The organism is Microvirga thermotolerans (assembly GCF_009363855.1).
GTDB classification, from domain to species: domain Bacteria; phylum Pseudomonadota; class Alphaproteobacteria; order Rhizobiales; family Beijerinckiaceae; genus Microvirga; species Microvirga thermotolerans.
On the sequence record NZ_CP045423.1, the window covers coordinates 3,130,181 to 3,144,868 of the forward strand.

14 protein-coding genes are annotated in these 14,688 nt (G+C 68.8%); 10 read left to right on the forward strand and 4 right to left on the reverse strand.

The genetic code is table 11. The features are described 5' to 3' along the window. Positions 1-114: 114 nt before the first annotated feature. From GDR74_RS14910 to GDR74_RS14920, 3 genes are read right to left on the reverse strand one after another with little or no spacing between them, the layout of a single operon-like run. Positions 115-1,542, reverse strand: a complete 1,428-nt coding sequence (locus GDR74_RS14910; protein ID WP_152587035.1) for a sensor histidine kinase — start codon at positions 1,540-1,542, stop codon at positions 115-117. 8 nt (positions 1,543-1,550) lie between these two features. Beyond that, positions 1,551-3,008, reverse strand: a complete 1,458-nt coding sequence (locus GDR74_RS14915; protein ID WP_246179623.1) for a dihydrolipoyl dehydrogenase family protein — start codon at positions 3,006-3,008, stop codon at positions 1,551-1,553. Then, complete coding sequence (locus tag GDR74_RS14920) at positions 3,005-3,829, reverse strand: TVP38/TMEM64 family protein (protein ID WP_152587037.1); 825 nt, start codon at positions 3,827-3,829, stop codon at positions 3,005-3,007. The genes GDR74_RS14915 and GDR74_RS14920 overlap by 4 nt, the downstream gene beginning before the upstream one ends. Before the next feature lie 243 nt (positions 3,830-4,072). Between GDR74_RS14920 and rpmH the strand changes: the two genes are divergently transcribed. The 4 genes from rpmH (at position 4,073) to GDR74_RS14940 (ending at position 7,249) form a co-directional block, all read left to right on the forward strand. After that, on the forward strand, positions 4,073-4,207 hold the full coding sequence (gene rpmH, locus GDR74_RS14925; RefSeq protein WP_027314822.1) for a 50S ribosomal protein L34: 135 nt from the start codon (positions 4,073-4,075) through the stop codon (positions 4,205-4,207). A gap of 22 nt (positions 4,208-4,229) precedes the next feature. Continuing rightward, complete coding sequence (gene rnpA / locus GDR74_RS14930; protein ID WP_152587038.1) at positions 4,230-4,676, forward strand: ribonuclease P protein component; 447 nt, start codon at positions 4,230-4,232, stop codon at positions 4,674-4,676. Next, the gene (yidC, locus tag GDR74_RS14935; RefSeq protein ID WP_152587039.1) at positions 4,669-6,522 is read left to right on the forward strand and encodes a membrane protein insertase YidC; all 1,854 of its coding nucleotides are present in this window, start codon (positions 4,669-4,671) and stop codon (positions 6,520-6,522) included. The genes rnpA and yidC overlap by 8 nt, the downstream gene beginning before the upstream one ends. 85 nt (positions 6,523-6,607) lie before the next feature. Beyond that, positions 6,608-7,249 carry a CatB-related O-acetyltransferase gene (locus GDR74_RS14940; protein WP_152587040.1) on the forward strand — a complete coding sequence of 214 codons (642 nt, stop codon included), beginning with the start codon at positions 6,608-6,610 and terminating at the stop codon, positions 7,247-7,249. A gap of 17 nt (positions 7,250-7,266) precedes the next feature. Here GDR74_RS14940 and GDR74_RS14945 read toward each other — a convergent pair whose 3' ends face one another. Further along, positions 7,267-7,851 carry an NUDIX domain-containing protein gene (locus GDR74_RS14945; RefSeq protein WP_152587041.1) on the reverse strand — a complete coding sequence of 195 codons (585 nt, stop codon included), beginning with the start codon at positions 7,849-7,851 and terminating at the stop codon, positions 7,267-7,269. A gap of 220 nt (positions 7,852-8,071) precedes the next feature. Here GDR74_RS14945 and GDR74_RS14950 point away from each other — a divergent pair, with 220 nt between their 5' ends. The 6 genes from GDR74_RS14950 (at position 8,072) to GDR74_RS14975 (ending at position 14,675) form a co-directional block, all read left to right on the forward strand. Next, the gene (locus GDR74_RS14950) at positions 8,072-9,646 is read left to right on the forward strand and encodes a CYTH and CHAD domain-containing protein (protein WP_152587042.1); all 1,575 of its coding nucleotides are present in this window, start codon (positions 8,072-8,074) and stop codon (positions 9,644-9,646) included. Further along, positions 9,643-10,299, forward strand: coding sequence for a ribosome biogenesis GTP-binding protein YihA/YsxC (yihA, locus tag GDR74_RS14955; RefSeq protein ID WP_152587043.1), 657 nt, complete (start codon positions 9,643-9,645; stop codon positions 10,297-10,299). Before GDR74_RS14950 ends, yihA begins: the two co-directional genes overlap by 4 nt. After that, positions 10,296-10,667 (forward strand): DUF423 domain-containing protein, encoded by a 372-nt coding sequence (locus GDR74_RS14960; RefSeq protein ID WP_152587044.1) that lies wholly within the window; start codon positions 10,296-10,298, stop codon positions 10,665-10,667. The genes yihA and GDR74_RS14960 overlap by 4 nt, the downstream gene beginning before the upstream one ends. A 74-nt stretch (positions 10,668-10,741) precedes the next feature. Continuing rightward, positions 10,742-11,656, forward strand: a complete 915-nt coding sequence (gene argB, locus GDR74_RS14965) for an acetylglutamate kinase (protein ID WP_152587045.1) — start codon at positions 10,742-10,744, stop codon at positions 11,654-11,656. Positions 11,657-11,734: 78 nt separating this feature from the next. After that, a complete protein-coding gene (locus GDR74_RS14970) occupies positions 11,735-12,466 on the forward strand; it encodes a pyrimidine 5'-nucleotidase (RefSeq protein WP_152587046.1) in 732 nt (243 codons plus the stop codon). Between the two features lie 88 nt (positions 12,467-12,554). Beyond that, positions 12,555-14,675, forward strand: a complete 2,121-nt coding sequence (locus GDR74_RS14975; protein ID WP_152587047.1) for a calcium-binding protein — start codon at positions 12,555-12,557, stop codon at positions 14,673-14,675. Positions 14,676-14,688: the final 13 nt, after the last annotated feature.

Sequence of the window (14,688 nt, forward strand, 5' to 3'; positions counted from 1 at the left end):
CTCGGCGGCTGCTTCAGGAAGCAGCGTCGTCCGGAGGACGGCTGAATTAAAGGGTTCGGATCGGGTTGGCAAGCCTCTTTCTGACGAAGCTGCGCAGGGGGAGCAAAATTTTTTTCATGCCGTCCGGCGGTCGGGAATCACCACGCGGAAGCAGGTCCCGGTCTCGCCCTCGGCGAGGGAGATCCTCCCGCCGTGCAGCTGGACGAGTTCCGCCGTGATCGCGAGGCCGAGGCCCGTCCCGCCCTTCCCGACGGAGCCCTGGAAGGGCGCGAAGAGCCCGGACCGGATGCGCTCGGGAATTCCGGGACCGTTGTCCTTGACGTCGATGACGACCTCGCCGCCCTCGCGCCTTGCCGCGACGGTCACCCGCGGCGCCCCCTCGAAGGATCCCGCCCGGCTCAGGGCCTGGACCGCGTTGCGGACGAGGTTCACCAGGATCCGCGACAGCTGGTCCGGATCCGCGTCGACGGCGAGGCCCTCCGGGACCTCTCGGACGAAGGCGATGCCCTGCCCCGGGGCGAGTTCGGTCAGGTGGGCGAGGTCGTCCACGAGAGGAGACAGCGGAATCGTCCGCCGCTGGGGCAGGCGCTCCGTCGCCCGTCCATAGGCCAGGGTCGCCTCGCAGAACGCGATGGCGCGGCCGAGGGTGGAGACCAGGCGCGGGGCGATTCGCTGCACGCGCTCGTCGTTCACGTGGTCCAGCCGGTCGGTCAGAAGCTGGGCGGTGGTCAGCATGTTGCGCAGTTCATGGTTGATCTTGCTGACCGCAAGCCCGAGCTCGGCGAGGCGGCGCTTCTGGCGCAGCTCCTCCGCAAGGGCGGTCTCCATGCGCGCCAGCGCCTGCTCGGCGAGGCCGATCTCGTCCGTCCGCTCGCTCGGCCTGATGACCCGGGAGGCATCCTCCGGCTGCTTGGAGAATTCGGCGATGTTGCCCGTCAGCCGCCGCACGGGGCGCACGATCGCCCATTGCAGGGCGAGATAGAGGAGGCCGGCGGTCAGCCCGGAAATGAACAGGGAGACCAGAAGGATGTTGCGCGAGTAGACCAGCATCGCGTTGCGCAGCGGCCTCACGTCGAGCAGCATCTCCACGAACTCGACCCCCATGCCCGATCCGATGACGCGCACCGGATGCGCGGGAGGATCGAGCATCAGCTCGAACGCGTCGCGGATGCTCCGGGCCCAGGTGACGTTGCGCAGGTCGACGGTCTTGGCTACCTCCGCGGGCATGTCCCCCGTCGCGAGAAGGCTCCGCCGCCCGCCGCCGCGGATGGCGATGGCCTTGGCGCCGACGCCGGACAGGATTCGCATCTCGAGCTCGCCCGAGGGGTTCTGATCGGGCGCGGCGTCCAGCACGAGCGCCGCGATCTGCGCCGCGGCCAGGCGGTCGTTGAGCCAGGTCAGGCGGAAGTTCGCGATGGAGGGCACGTAGATGAGCACCTCCGCCACCATCAGGAAGAGCACGGTCAGGAACAGCAGGCGCGACGACAGGCCGAGGCGCTTCAGGAATCCCCCCGCGAGGAATGGCGGCCGCTCAGCTCTCATCCGGTCCCTTACCCCAGGCGGCCGACGAAGCCGACCAGGCGTCTGATCCAGGGATTCTGCGCCGAAGGCTTCAAAAATTCCACCGCGGCGCTCCGCGCGATCTCGGAGAGGGTCGGATGGGGATGGACGACGTTCGCCAGGTCCGTGACCTTCAGGTCCTTCTCCATGGCGAGGAGCCACGGGGCGAGCAGCTCCCCGGCCCGGGGTCCGACGATGGTGCAGCCGAGGATGCGGCCGTGACGGGTGACGACCGCCTTGAGGTGGCCCGCCGTCCCGCGCTCGGCGCGGGCCCGGTCGTTCTCGGCGAAGGGCCAGCGCAGGATGCGGATGTCGCGGTGGCGCTCCCTCGCCTCCTCTTCCGTCGCCCCCGCCGCGGCGAGTTCGGGATCCGTGAGGACGAGCCGCGGAACCGGGGCGGCCCCGAGCCTTGCGGGAAGCCGGAACAGGGCATTGCGCACGACGAGGCCGGCCTGGTGATTCGTCGCGTGCAGGGAGCCTTCCCCGCCCCAGGCGATGCCCTCGCCGATGGCGTAGACCCTGCCGTTGGTGGTCTTGAGCCCCGCATCGACCCGGATCCCCGCCGGTCCGGCTTCGATTCCCGCCTTGTCCAGGGCGAGGCCGTCGAGGTCGGGCGCCCGGCCGGCCGCGATCAGCAGGCGGCTTCCCTCGACGGTCTCCTCCCCCTCGCCGCCGCGCAGGACGAGGGCGACCCGGTCGCCCTGCCGGCGCTCCGCGCGCAGGACCTCCACGCCGGTTCGGACCACGATCCCCTCGGCGCGAAGCGCGCGTTCGAGAACCGCGGCCATCTCCGGGTCCTCGCCGGCGAGGAGGCGCGGCCCGGTCTCGACGAGGGTGACGCGGGCGCCGAGCCGCCGGCAGGCCTGGGCCAGTTCGACCCCGGCGACGGCACCCCCGAGGACCACGAGACGTTCGGGCAGAGTCTCGAGGTCGAGCAGGGTCTCGCCGGTCAGGTACGGAACGTCTTCGAGCCCCGGAACGGCCGGAACCGCGGGCCGCGAATCGGCGGCGACGACGAAGCGGCGCGCCCTGACGGCGGCTTCCCCGGCCATGACGGTCGAGCGGTCGGCGAAGCGGGCCTCCGCCGCGACGACGCGGACGCCCATGGCCCGGAAGCGCTCCATGGAATCCAGGGGCGCGGCGGAGCGGACCGCTTCCCGCACGTGGGCCCGCACCCTCGCGAGATCCACCTGCAGCTCGCCGGAGGAGACAAGGCCGAAGGCGCCACCCCGGCGAAATTCCTCCGCGCGGCGCGCGGCGGCGGCCAGCGCCCCCGAGGCGAGGCTGCGGTCATGAAGGCTCGCCCCCTCCGGCCGTCTGGTCCCGGCCAGGACGACGGAGGCGCCGAGGGCGGCCGCGAGAGCCGCGACCGACAGCCCGGCGGAGCCGCCTCCGACGACGCAGATGTCCGGCTTGAGGGAATCCTTCGGGGCCGCTTCGCTCGTCACTGTCGTTCCTCTCCGCTGCGCCCCCGCCGCCATCGGACGAGGACGGGGGCTAGCGCCAGGATTCCTAGCACGGCCAGGGCGATCGCCAACTCGGGAGTCAGGAGGTTTTCGGGGCTCAGGCCAAGCCGGCAGTCGCTCCCTCCTGCCCCCAGGCACCGCCGGTAGGCGGCCATGTGGCGGTCGATGGCCTCGTCGAGCCCAGATCCTGCCACGGCGAAGGCGAAGGTCGCGGGCAGGACGCCGATCTGCGTCGCCACCAGGAAGGTCTTCAGCCGGACTCCGAACAGGGCCGCCGCGAGATTGGTGACCCAGAAGGGCATCACCGGCAGGAGCCGCATGAAGAGCAGGTAGGAAAAGGCATCCTTCCGGAACCCTTCGGCCAGGGCCTGGAGGCGCCGCCCCGCCCGGCGCCGGAGCAGCTCGCCGAGCGACGTGCGCGCGATCAGGAAGATGTTGACGCCCCCGGCGGTCGCGGCGAGCGCCGCGACGCCGCCGCCCACCGCCCAGCCGAAAAGGTAGCCGCCCAGGGCGGACATGAGGGCCGAAGCGGGGATGGAGAGGGTCACCATGGCCACGTAGGCGAGGGCATAGGTCAGCAGCGCCGCCGCCCGGTGCTCCGCCACGAAGCCGCGGAGGGCGTCGTGGTGGCGGACCAGACTCTCCAGGCTCAGGACGCGGTGCAGCCCGCTCGCGAAGAACGCCCCCGCCGCGAGCGCGACCAGCGCCAGGGGCAGGAACCGCCGGATGCGGCCCGGGACGTTTCCCGCCGTGTTCGCCTGTCCCCGCTCCGCCACGCCGCACTCCCCATTGCCGTCCCTCATCTAGAACGGATACCCTTCCGGCCCAAGCCCGCCGCATCCCGGGTCACTTCCTCGTGAGGAGGGCCCGGGGCATCGAGGCCCCGGCGGCGTTGACTTTGGCCCTCCCTTCCTTCATAAGCCCGCAAGCTGACGGCGCTCGTTTTGGGCGCTGATCGTTTTTTCGAGACAGTTTCGGGGTTTCCCCACAGATCCAGACGGGCGCGAGCCTCGAGCACCGCTGCCCCTTTCGACCGGAGATGAGCCGTGAAAAGGACGTATCAACCGAGCAAGCTCGTTCGCAAGCGCCGCCATGGCTTCCGCGCGCGCATGGCGACCAAGGGTGGCCGCAAGGTCATCGCCGCTCGCCGCGCCCATGGCCGCAAGCGCCTGTCGGCGTAACGCCGGCGCTCAGGGCTGACCGGTGCGCGACCCTCGCGCAGCCACGGTCGGGCGCCTGACGAAACGATCTGACTTCGTTGCGGCGGCCTCGGGCCGCCGCTTTCATACGGAGCGGATGACGGTCCAGGGCCGCCTGCGCGACGACCCGAGCGCCGATCGGCCTTCCGAAGCCGGGCTCCGGATCGGCCTGACCGTGACCAAGCGCGTCGGCCATGCCACCGAGCGCAACCGGATCAAGCGGCGGCTCAGGAGCGCGTGCAGGACGGCCGGTCTGGATTATGCGGGCGTCCACGCCGATATCGTGGTGATCGGACGGCGCGACATCCTGACCGCTGACTACGGCGTGCTCATCGACGATCTTCGGCGGGCGTTGCGTGTCGTCACCAAGCCGAAGACGGCGCGGCCCGAGGGCCGCCCTACCCCCTCCTCACCTCCCAACGGCGAGCGTCGCGGACATTCCCATGCGTAATGAGAACAAAAACCTCATCGTCGCCATCGTGCTGTCGATGGCGGTTTTGATCGGCTGGCAGTACTTTTTCGCGGCGCCCGAGGCCGAGCGGCACCGTCAGGCCGCCCAGAACGCCCAGCAGACCGCGCAGCAGGCGAGCCCGGCCGTGCCGGCGCCGACACCGAGCCAGGCGGGCGGCCCCTCCGCTCCCGTCCCGGGCACGGTTCCGGCGACGCCTGCCGTCCCGACGGTCGAGTCCCGGGAGGCCGCGCTCGCGCGTTCGCCGCGCCTGCCCGTCGAGACCCCCGCCATCCTCGGCTCCATCAACCTGCGCGGCGGCCGCCTCGACGACGTGTCGCTGCGCAACTATCACGAGACGGTGGACCCCAGGAGCCCGAACATCGTGCTCCTGTCGCCCTCCGGCAGCCAGAACCCCTACTATGCCGATTTCGGCTGGGTGGGCGCCCAGGCCGATTCCGTGCCCGGCCCGAACACGGTCTGGACCGCCGACAGGGACAAGCTGACTCCCGCGAGCCCGGTGACCCTCACCTGGGACAACGGCAAGGGCCAGGTCTTCCGCCGCACCATCTCGGTGGACGACAAGTTCATGTTCACCGTGAAGGACAGCGTCGAGAACCGCGGTTCCGAGCCCCTGACGCTGCATCCCTACGGCCTCGTCTCCCGCCATGGTCGGCCGACCACCCTCGGCTACTACGTGCTGCACGAGGGCCTGATCGGCGTCCTCGGCGACCAGGGCCTGCAGGAATACACCTACGCCAAGCTCGACAAGGAGAACCCCGTCCTCGGGCAGAACGTGCTCGGCCGGACGTGGGACAACGTGACGGGCGGCTTCGTGGGCATCACGGACAAGTACTGGGCGGCCGCCGTCGTCCCGGACCAGGCGCAGAGCTACCAGGGCTCCTTCACCGTGCGCCAGGACCCCACCGGCCCGACCTATCAGGCGAACGTCCTCGGCGCGGCGCAGACCGTGGCGCCCGGCGCGACGGTCGAGGCGACGAAGCGCGTGTTCGCCGGCGCGAAGGAGGTGGCGACGGTCGACCAGTACGCCTCGAACCTGCAGATCAAGAACTTCGACCTCCTGATCGACTGGGGCTGGTTCTACTTCATCACCAAGCCGCTCTTTAAGGTCCTGGACTTCTTCTACAAGCTCTTCGGCAATTTCGGCGTTGCGATCCTGCTCGTCACCGTGATCCTGAAGATCCTGTTCTTCCCGCTCGCCAACAAGTCCTACGCCTCCATGGCGAAGATGAAGGCGGTGCAGCCGGAGATGACCGCGATCCGCGAGCGCTACGCCGACGACAAGATGAAGCAGCAGCAGGCGCTGATGGAGCTCTACCGCAAGGAGAAGATCAATCCGGTCGCAGGCTGCTGGCCCGTCCTCATCCAGATCCCGGTCTTCTTCGCGCTCTACAAGGTGCTCTTCGTCACCATCGAGATGCGCCATGCGCCCTTCTTCGGCTGGATCCGCGATCTCGCGGCGCCGGACCCGACCTCGGTGTTCAACCTGTTCGGCCTTCTGCCCTACGACCCGGGCGCGGTTCCGGTGATCGGCCACTTCCTCATGCTCGGCGCCTGGCCGATCATCATGGGCGTGACCATGTGGCTCCAGATGAAGATGAACCCCGAGCCGCCGGACCCGGTCCAGAAGCAGGTGTTCTCGTGGATGCCGGTGATCTTCACGTTCATGCTCGGCTCGTTCCCGGCCGGCCTCGTGATCTACTGGGCGTGGAACAACCTGCTCTCCGTGACCCAGCAGGCCTTCATCATGAAGCGCAACGGGGTGCGGATCGAGCTCTGGCACAACCTGCGCAGCACGTTCGGACGCAAGACGCCCGCCAAGGGCTGAACGCGGCAGGTCCGGACGCAACTTCGCCCGCATCACCGATCCCCGGGGCTCCGCTCCGGGGATTTCCGTTCGAGGGAGAGACCGCATGACGACGGGACCTGACCCGAAGACGCCGCACCCGATGCCGGGCCATCCGCGCGTCGGGTTTCTCAAGGCGTTCGTCGACCGGCCGAACATTCTCGTCGGCGACTACACCTACTACGACGACCCGCGCGGCCCCGAGGCCTTCGTGGAGCGCTGCGTGCTGCACCATTACGATTTCATCGGCGACAGGCTGGTGATCGGGAAGTTCTGCGCCATCGCGACCGGCGCCACCTTCGTCATGAACGGCGCCAATCACGCCACCACCGGCTTCTCCACCTATCCCTTCAATATCTTCGCGAACGGCTGGGAGAAGGGCTTCGACTGGGCGACGGTCCAGGCGGGCTTCAAGGGAGACACCGTCGTCGGGAACGACGTATGGATCGGCCATGAGGCGACGATCATGCCGGGCGTCGTCATCGGGGACGGCGCCATCGTCGCGGCGAAGTCCGTCGTGACCTCCGACGTGCCGCCCTACGCGATCGTCGGCGGCAACCCGGCGCGCCTCATCCGCAGGCGCTTCCCCGACGACGTGATCGCGGAGCTCCTGGCGATCCGCTGGTGGGACTGGGACGCCGAGAAGATCACCCGAAACCTCGGCGCCATCCGCGGGTCGGACCTGGAGGCCCTCCGCAGGGCCGCCTGAGGCGGGCCGCTCCGTCCTCAGGGGACCGTCAGCCCCTTCAACCTGGCGTATTGCAGGAGCATGACGGTCTTGCCGTCGACGATCTCCCCGCGGTCCACCATCAGCAGAGCCTCGTCGAGGGCGAGTTCCAGGACCTCGATGTCCTCGCCCTCGTCCTCGGCGCCGCCGCCCGCGCCGATCCTGTCGTCCGGGGAATAGCGCGCCACGAAGAAGACGAGCTGCTCGGTGACGCTGCCGGGGCTCATGAAGGCCCTGAGCACCCGCCGGGGCTCGCGCAGACGGTAGCCCAGCTCCTCCTCCGCCTCGCGGCGAATGCAGGTCTCGGGATCCCGGTCGTCGAGAAGCCCGGCGCAGACCTCGATGAGGGGTTCCGGATGGCCGCTCACATAGGCGGGCAGCCGGAACTGGCGCACGAGCAGAACCGTGCCCCGGGCCGGATCGTAGGGCAGGATCGCCGCGCCGTTGCCGCGGTCGTAGGTCTGGCGGACCTGCCGTTCGACCCGGCCGTCCCGGCGTGTGTAGTCGAACGTGACTCTCTTCAACACCGCCCAGTCGTCGGACAGAATGTCCACCGAACGGATGCGGACCGGGTTCGTCGTCATGGCACCTCTCTCCCGCTCCGGCGCACAGCGCCGTCTGCTCGGGAACGAAATCACGGCCGCGCCGGACGGGCACCCCGACAGGTTCGTCCCCCTGCCCTCCAAACCTGAACGGCACGCGGCCGGCGTTGCTCGCGCTCGCCCCGCCTCTACATAAATCCTTTAGCCATGGCGGCGTCCCGACGGCGCCGCGAAGCCCGGCAGCAACCCGGACCGCGAGCCCATGCACCGAGCCAACCCCGTTCCGCCTCCCCGGGAGATCGAGCTGAAGCTCGAATGGGCTGCGGGATCCGTCGCGGACCTGCTGGCCCATCCGCTGCTGCTCCGGGCGGAACCGATGCCCGAGCGCAGCGGAATCCTGCGCGCCACCTACTACGACACGCCCGACCTCGCCCTGCGCCGCGCCGGGCTGTCCCTGCGCATCCGGGAGCGCGAGGGCCGCTTCGTCCAGACGCTCAAGGCGGAAGGCGGCGAGCACGGGCTGGCCCTCGCCCGGGACGAATGGGAATGGCCCCTCGCGGACGGCAATCTCGCTCTCGGCGCGGCGTCGGCGACCCCGCTTGCCGCTCTCCTGGCCGGCTCCGACCCGGCCGGAAGCCTCGCTCCCGTCTTCACGGTCGAGACGGAGCGGCAGGTGTTCGAGTGCGCCCACGGGGACGCCCTCATCGAGATCGGCCTCGACCGGAGCCGGATCGTGGCGGGACCGGAGAGGGCAGAGTTCGCCGAGATCGAGCTGGAACTCCGGCAGGGAGAGGTCGGGCCCCTGTTCGCCCTGGCGCTGGACCTCGCGGACGCGGCGGCCCTGCGCCTCTCCCTCCTGACCAAATCCGAGCGGGGCTACCGGCTCCGCGGCGTTCCGGAGGCGGAGGCGGAGCCGGCCCGGGCCACGCCCATCGTCGTGCTGCCGGACTGGAGCAGCGCCGACGCGTTCCGGGCCATCGCCCGCGCCTGCCTTTTCCAGATCGTGAGGAACGAGGAGATCGTCAGGCGCGCGAGGTCTCCCGAGGCCCTCCATCAGATGCGGGTGGGAACGCGGCGCCTGAAGGCGGCCGCGGCGATCTTCGAGGACATGCTCGACGACCGGGACAGCGCAGAGGCGATGGAGGAACTGCGCTGGATCGGGAGGAAGCTCGGCAGGGCGCGCGACATCGACGTTCATGTCGAGACGCTCCGCAATGCCGGTTCCGGGCTCGACCGGGACGCCCTGGCGAAGGCCGAGGAGGAGCAGGCGCGGGCCTATGCGTCTCTGCTGCGGACCTTCGAGAAGCGCCGTTTCCGGCACGCGATCCTGCGGCTCGCCGCCTGGATCGAGGCAGGCCGGTGGCAGGGGCGGAAAAAGGCAGGCCCGGCCCGTGCCCTGCCGGCCGGGGAGAGGGCCCGGAAGGAGCTGGGACGCCGCTGGAAGCGGATCCGCCGGGCCGCCCGGACGCTGGCGGAGGTCGGCGACGGCAGGCGGCACCGCCTGCGCATCCGCATCAAGGGGCTGCGCTACGGGATCGAGTTCTTCTCGGCGACCTTCGCGGGCAGGAAGGCCGAGCGCCGTCGCAGGGTCATGCTGCCGGTCCTCCAGAACCTCCAGGACACCTTAGGCGAACTGAACGATCTCGTCGTGGCGAAGCGGATCCTCGCGGCCTCGGGAGACCGCGAGGCCGCAAGACGCAGGAAGCGGCTCCTGTCCCGCACGGAGGTCCTGGCCCGCCGGCTGGAGAAGGCGAAGCCCTTCTGGAGCCGCAAGGCGGCGGAAGAGAAGCCTCGCGCCTTGAACAACGCCGCGGGAGCGCCGATAAGGACCCCATGACAGACACGGCATCCGACATCGACCCCTTCCTCGAAACGGGGCGCAAGCTCTTCGCCGGCAGCGCGGATTTCAAATGGGCGGCCGACTCCCTCAAGGCGCTGCCGCCCATGGGCAAGCTGGAGATCGCCTTCGCCGGCCGCTCCAACGTGGGCAAGTCGAGCCTCGTCAACGCCCTCACCGGGCGCAACACCCTCGCCCGGACCTCCCACACGCCGGGACGGACGCAGCAGCTCAACTTCTTCGAGATCGGGGAGCGGTTCCACCTCGTGGACATGCCCGGCTACGGCTATGCCGCGGTGGAGAAGGAGAAGGTCCAGGCCTGGACGCAGCTGATCCACGACTACCTGCGAGGCCGCGCGAGCCTCGCCCGCGTCTATGTCCTGATCGACGCCCGCCACGGCATCAAGCCCGTCGACGAGAAGGTCCTGGAGACCCTCGACAAGGCCGCCGTCTCCTATCAGATCGTGCTGACGAAGGCGGACGAGCTGAAGAAGGGCGAGATCGAGAAGCGGATCGCCGACACGGCCGCGAAGATCGCCAAGCGCGCCGCGGCCTTTCCGGTGATCGTGCCCACCTCGAGCCGCACGGGCGCGGGCATTCCGGAACTGCGCGCGCAGATCGCCCGCCTCCTCAGCGAGCGGGGCGAGGCGTGAGCTTCGCCGACCGCCTCCCGGTCGTCGCGGCGGGCCTGTCCGGCTGCCTGGGCGTTGCCCTGTCCGCGGCCGCCTCGCACCTGACCGGGGGCGGCCAGCTGCAGACCGCGGCCCAGTTCCTCCTGTTCCACGCCCCCGCCCTTCTCGCCATCCCGGCGCTCGCCGCCTCCAGCCTGCTCCACCCCCGGCTGGCGCGGGCGGCGGGCGTGCTTCTCGTCCTGGGCCTCGCCCTCTTCTGCGGCGACCTCTCCCGCCGCGCCTTCGCCGGTCTTTCCCTCGCGCCCATGGCGGCTCCCGCGGGGGGCCTTCTCCTCATGGCCGGCTGGCTCGCGACGGCACTCGCCGGGATTCTTCGCCCGCGGCGGTGAAGTCCCTGTTTGCAGAGCCGCCCCCTTCGGCTAGAACCCTCGCCGTTCCGTTCACTCACCCGCCGGGGCCGTTCATGTCCAGTTCCAACCCCGCAGCCCAGCAGCTGCCCGACGTCCATGTCCAAGCCGAAGTGCTGGTCCAGGCTCTCCCGCACATGCAGCGCTACGACCAGCAGGTCGTGGTCATCAAGTACGGCGGCCATGCCATGGGCGACCGGGCCGCGGCGGAGGATTTCGCGGAGGACGTGGTCCTTCTCGAGCAGGCGGGAATCAAGCCCATCGTGGTGCATGGGGGCGGGCCGCAGATCGGCCGGATGCTCGACAAGCTCGGCATCAAGTCCGAGTTCAAGGGCGGCCTGCGGGTCACCGATTCCGCGACCGTCGAGGTGGTCGAGATGGTGCTCGCCGGCTCCATCAACAAGCAGATCGTCGGCTGGATCAGCGCGGAGGGCGGCAAGGCGGTCGGCCTGTGCGGCAAGGACGGCAACATGGTCACCGCCCGCAAGGTGACCCGCACCGTCGTGGACCCGGACTCGAACATCGAGAAGGTGGTGGACCTCGGCTTCGTCGGCGAGCCGGAATCGGTCAACCGCTCCGTGCTGGACCAGGTGCTCAGCGCCGAGCTGATCCCGGTCCTCGCCCCCGTGGCCGTGGGCCGCGACGGGCATACCTACAACGTCAACGCGGACACCTTCGCCGGCGCCATCGCGGGCGCCATGATGGCGAAGCGCCTGCTCCTCCTGACCGACGTGCCCGGCGTCCTCGACAAGAACAAGAACCTCATCCCCGAGATGACCATCGACGACTGCCGCCGCCTGATCGCCGACGGCACCATCACCGACGGCATGATCCCGAAGATCGAGACCTGCATCTATGCCCTGGAGCGGGGCGTGGAGGCGGTCGTCATCCTCGACGGCAAGGTGCCTCACGCCGTGCTGCTCGAGCTCTTCACGGACCACGGCGCCGGCACCCTCATCCGGCGGGGGTAACACCCTTCAAATCCGCGCCGTCCACGCCTATATCGTCGGAATGGGGCCGCATCGGCCCCATTGCCATCTCTGGGTGCCATGAAAGCTCTGCCGGTCGACGACAACCCGTCCTTTAGGGAAGCGCGAAGCTTCTCCCATGTGGACACATGGATCTTCGACCTCGACAATACGCTCTATCCCCATACCTCGCGGATCTGGCCGCAGGTGGACGAGCGGATTACCCTGTATATCTCCGAGCTCTTCGGCATCGACGGCCTTTCGGCACGGGCGCTTCAGAAGTATTTCTACCACAAGTACGGTACCACCCTGCGGGCCCTGATCGACGAATACGACGTCGATCCTTACGACTTCCTGGACTTCGCCCACGACATCGACCACACCGACATCGCCCTCGACGAACGCCTGGGCGCGGCCATCGAGAAGCTTCCGGGCCGGAAGCTCATCCTCACCAACGGCTCGCGCAAGCATGCCGAGAACGTGGCCAGGAAGATCGGCATTCTCGACCATTTCGATGACGTGTTCGACATCGCGGCGGCGAATTTCGTGCCCAAGCCGGACCGCAGGGCCTACGAGAGCTTCCTCGAAAAGCATGCGGTCGAGCCCGCGCGGGCGGCCATGTTCGAGGACATCGCCAAGAACCTCGTCGTCCCGCACGATCTGGGCATGACGACCACCCTGGTCGTGCCCCGCACCGCCGATCCTTTCCGGGAGGAGTTCGAGCAGGAGGCCGTGAGGGCCCCCCATATCGACCACGTCACCGACGACTTGGCGGGATTCCTCCACGAGCAGGTCCTGCCCTCGGGACGCTGACGGCCATGGGGCCTTTTGCCCGACTCATTGAAACGTTATCTCATATGAAATAGGTTGTGCGGGTATCCCTTTCCCGAGGACCGTGCCCGTGCCCACCTACGATCCAACGACCAAGACCTACATCCTTACGGAAGAGGAGCAGAATTATGCCCTCGCCGAAGACGATTTCGATGTTCACATCACCGGCAATGCCCTCGACAACATCCTGACCGGGAACGGCACCGACAATCGGCTCGACGGCAACGGCGGCAGGGATACCCTGATAGGAGGCGCGGGCGACGACCGCTATGTTCTCAGGTCGGTCGACGTCACGATCACGGAGCTGGCCGACGAGGGCGACGATCTCATCATCTCCTATATCGATGTCGACCTGAACGACCACGCCAACGTGGAGCATGCGATCCTGGACGGCACCGCTCTCCACGCCACGGGAAGCAGCGGGAGCAACCAGATCTACGGGAACGGCCTCGCGAACATCCTCGACGGCGGAGAAGGCGACGACATTCTGGAGAGTGCGGGCGGCAACGACACACTCGACGGTGGCAGGGGCGCCGATCAGATGACCGGAGGGCTCGGCGACGACGTCTACGTCGTCGACGATCTCAACGACATCGTCGTCGAAGCGGAAGGCGGAGGAACCGACAGGGTCGAGGCTCTCATCGGCTTCAGCCTGGCGCCTCTGGCTCACATCGAGAACCTCACGCTCATCGGCACGGGGAGCATCGACGGCACCGGCAACGAGCTCGTCAACGTCATCGTCGGCAACGGCGGGAACAACATCCTCGACGGAAAGGCGGGCTCGGACCGGCTGGAGGGCGGCGCGGGCAACGACACCTACGTCATCGACGCGGACGATACTCTGCTCGAGGGGGAGAACGGCGGCACCGACACCGTCAGGATCACCGATGCCTATGCCCCGGCCACGTACACACTCTCGGACAATTTCGAGAACCTCGCCGTCGCGGGCGCCCGGGACTTCACGGCGACCGGCAATGCCCTCAACAACAACCTGACCGGCAGCGGCGGCGCCGACACGTTCAAGGGCGAGGACGGCAACGACACGCTCGACGGCGGCGGCGGAGCCGACCACCTGGAGGGCGGCAAGGGCGACGACATGCTCCTCGGCGGCGCAGGCGCCGACATGATGATCGGCGGACTCGGCAACGACCTCTACTTCGTCGACTCCTCCGGCGACACGGTGACGGAGGAGGCAGGCGGCGGCGCCTTCGACCGGGTGATCGCGAAGGTCAGCTATGCCCTCACCGCGAACGTGGAGTACCTCGCGCTCGAGAATGCCGGCGGCAACATCAACGGCACCGGCAACGCCCTCGACAACACGATGTTCGGCAACGGCGGGAGCAACGTCCTCGACGGCGGCGCGGGCCGCGACCAGCTCTACGGCGCGACGGGCGCCGACACGGTCCACGGCGGCGACGGCGACGACAGCATTCACGAAGCCGGCGGCGACAACGACATGCTGTACGGCGATGCGGGGAACGACAGCCTGGAGGGCGAGGGCGGCGACGACCTTCTCGACGGGGGCACGGGAGCCGACAGCCTCAAGGGCGGCGCAGGCAACGACACCTATGTCGTCGACAGCTCCGCCGACCTCGTGACCGAGACGGCAGGCGGCGGCTTCGACACCGTCCAGGCGGGCGCGAGCTTCGCCCTGGCGCTCGACGCCGAGGTGGAAGCGCTCACGGCGATGGGGAAAGGCGCCCTCGATCTTTCCGGCAGCGACACCGCCAACGCTCTGCTGGGCAATGCCGCTGCCAACAGGCTGAGGGGCAATGGCGGCAACGACACGATCTCCGGCCAGGGCGGCAAGGACAGGCTCTCCGGCGGCCTCGGCAACGACGTGCTCACCGGCGGGTCGGACAGTGACGTGTTCGTGTTCGACGCGGCGCCGAACCGGAAGGCCAACCTCGACAGGATTGTCGACTTCAACGTGAGGGACGACACGATCTGGCTCGACAATGCGGTGTTCCGGAAGCTCGGCAAGGGCACGGAAGCGAAGCCCGGCAAGCTGAACAAGGGGTTCTTCACCATCGGCAGCAAGGCCAAGGACAAGAACGACTTCCTCGTCTACGACAGCAAGAAGGGCGTGCTCTTCTACGATCTCGACGGCTCCGGCAAGGGCAAGGCCGTCGAGATCGCAAGCCTCAAGAAGGGGCTGAAGATGACGGAGCTCGATTTCTTCGTCGTCTGAGCGTGACCCCTGC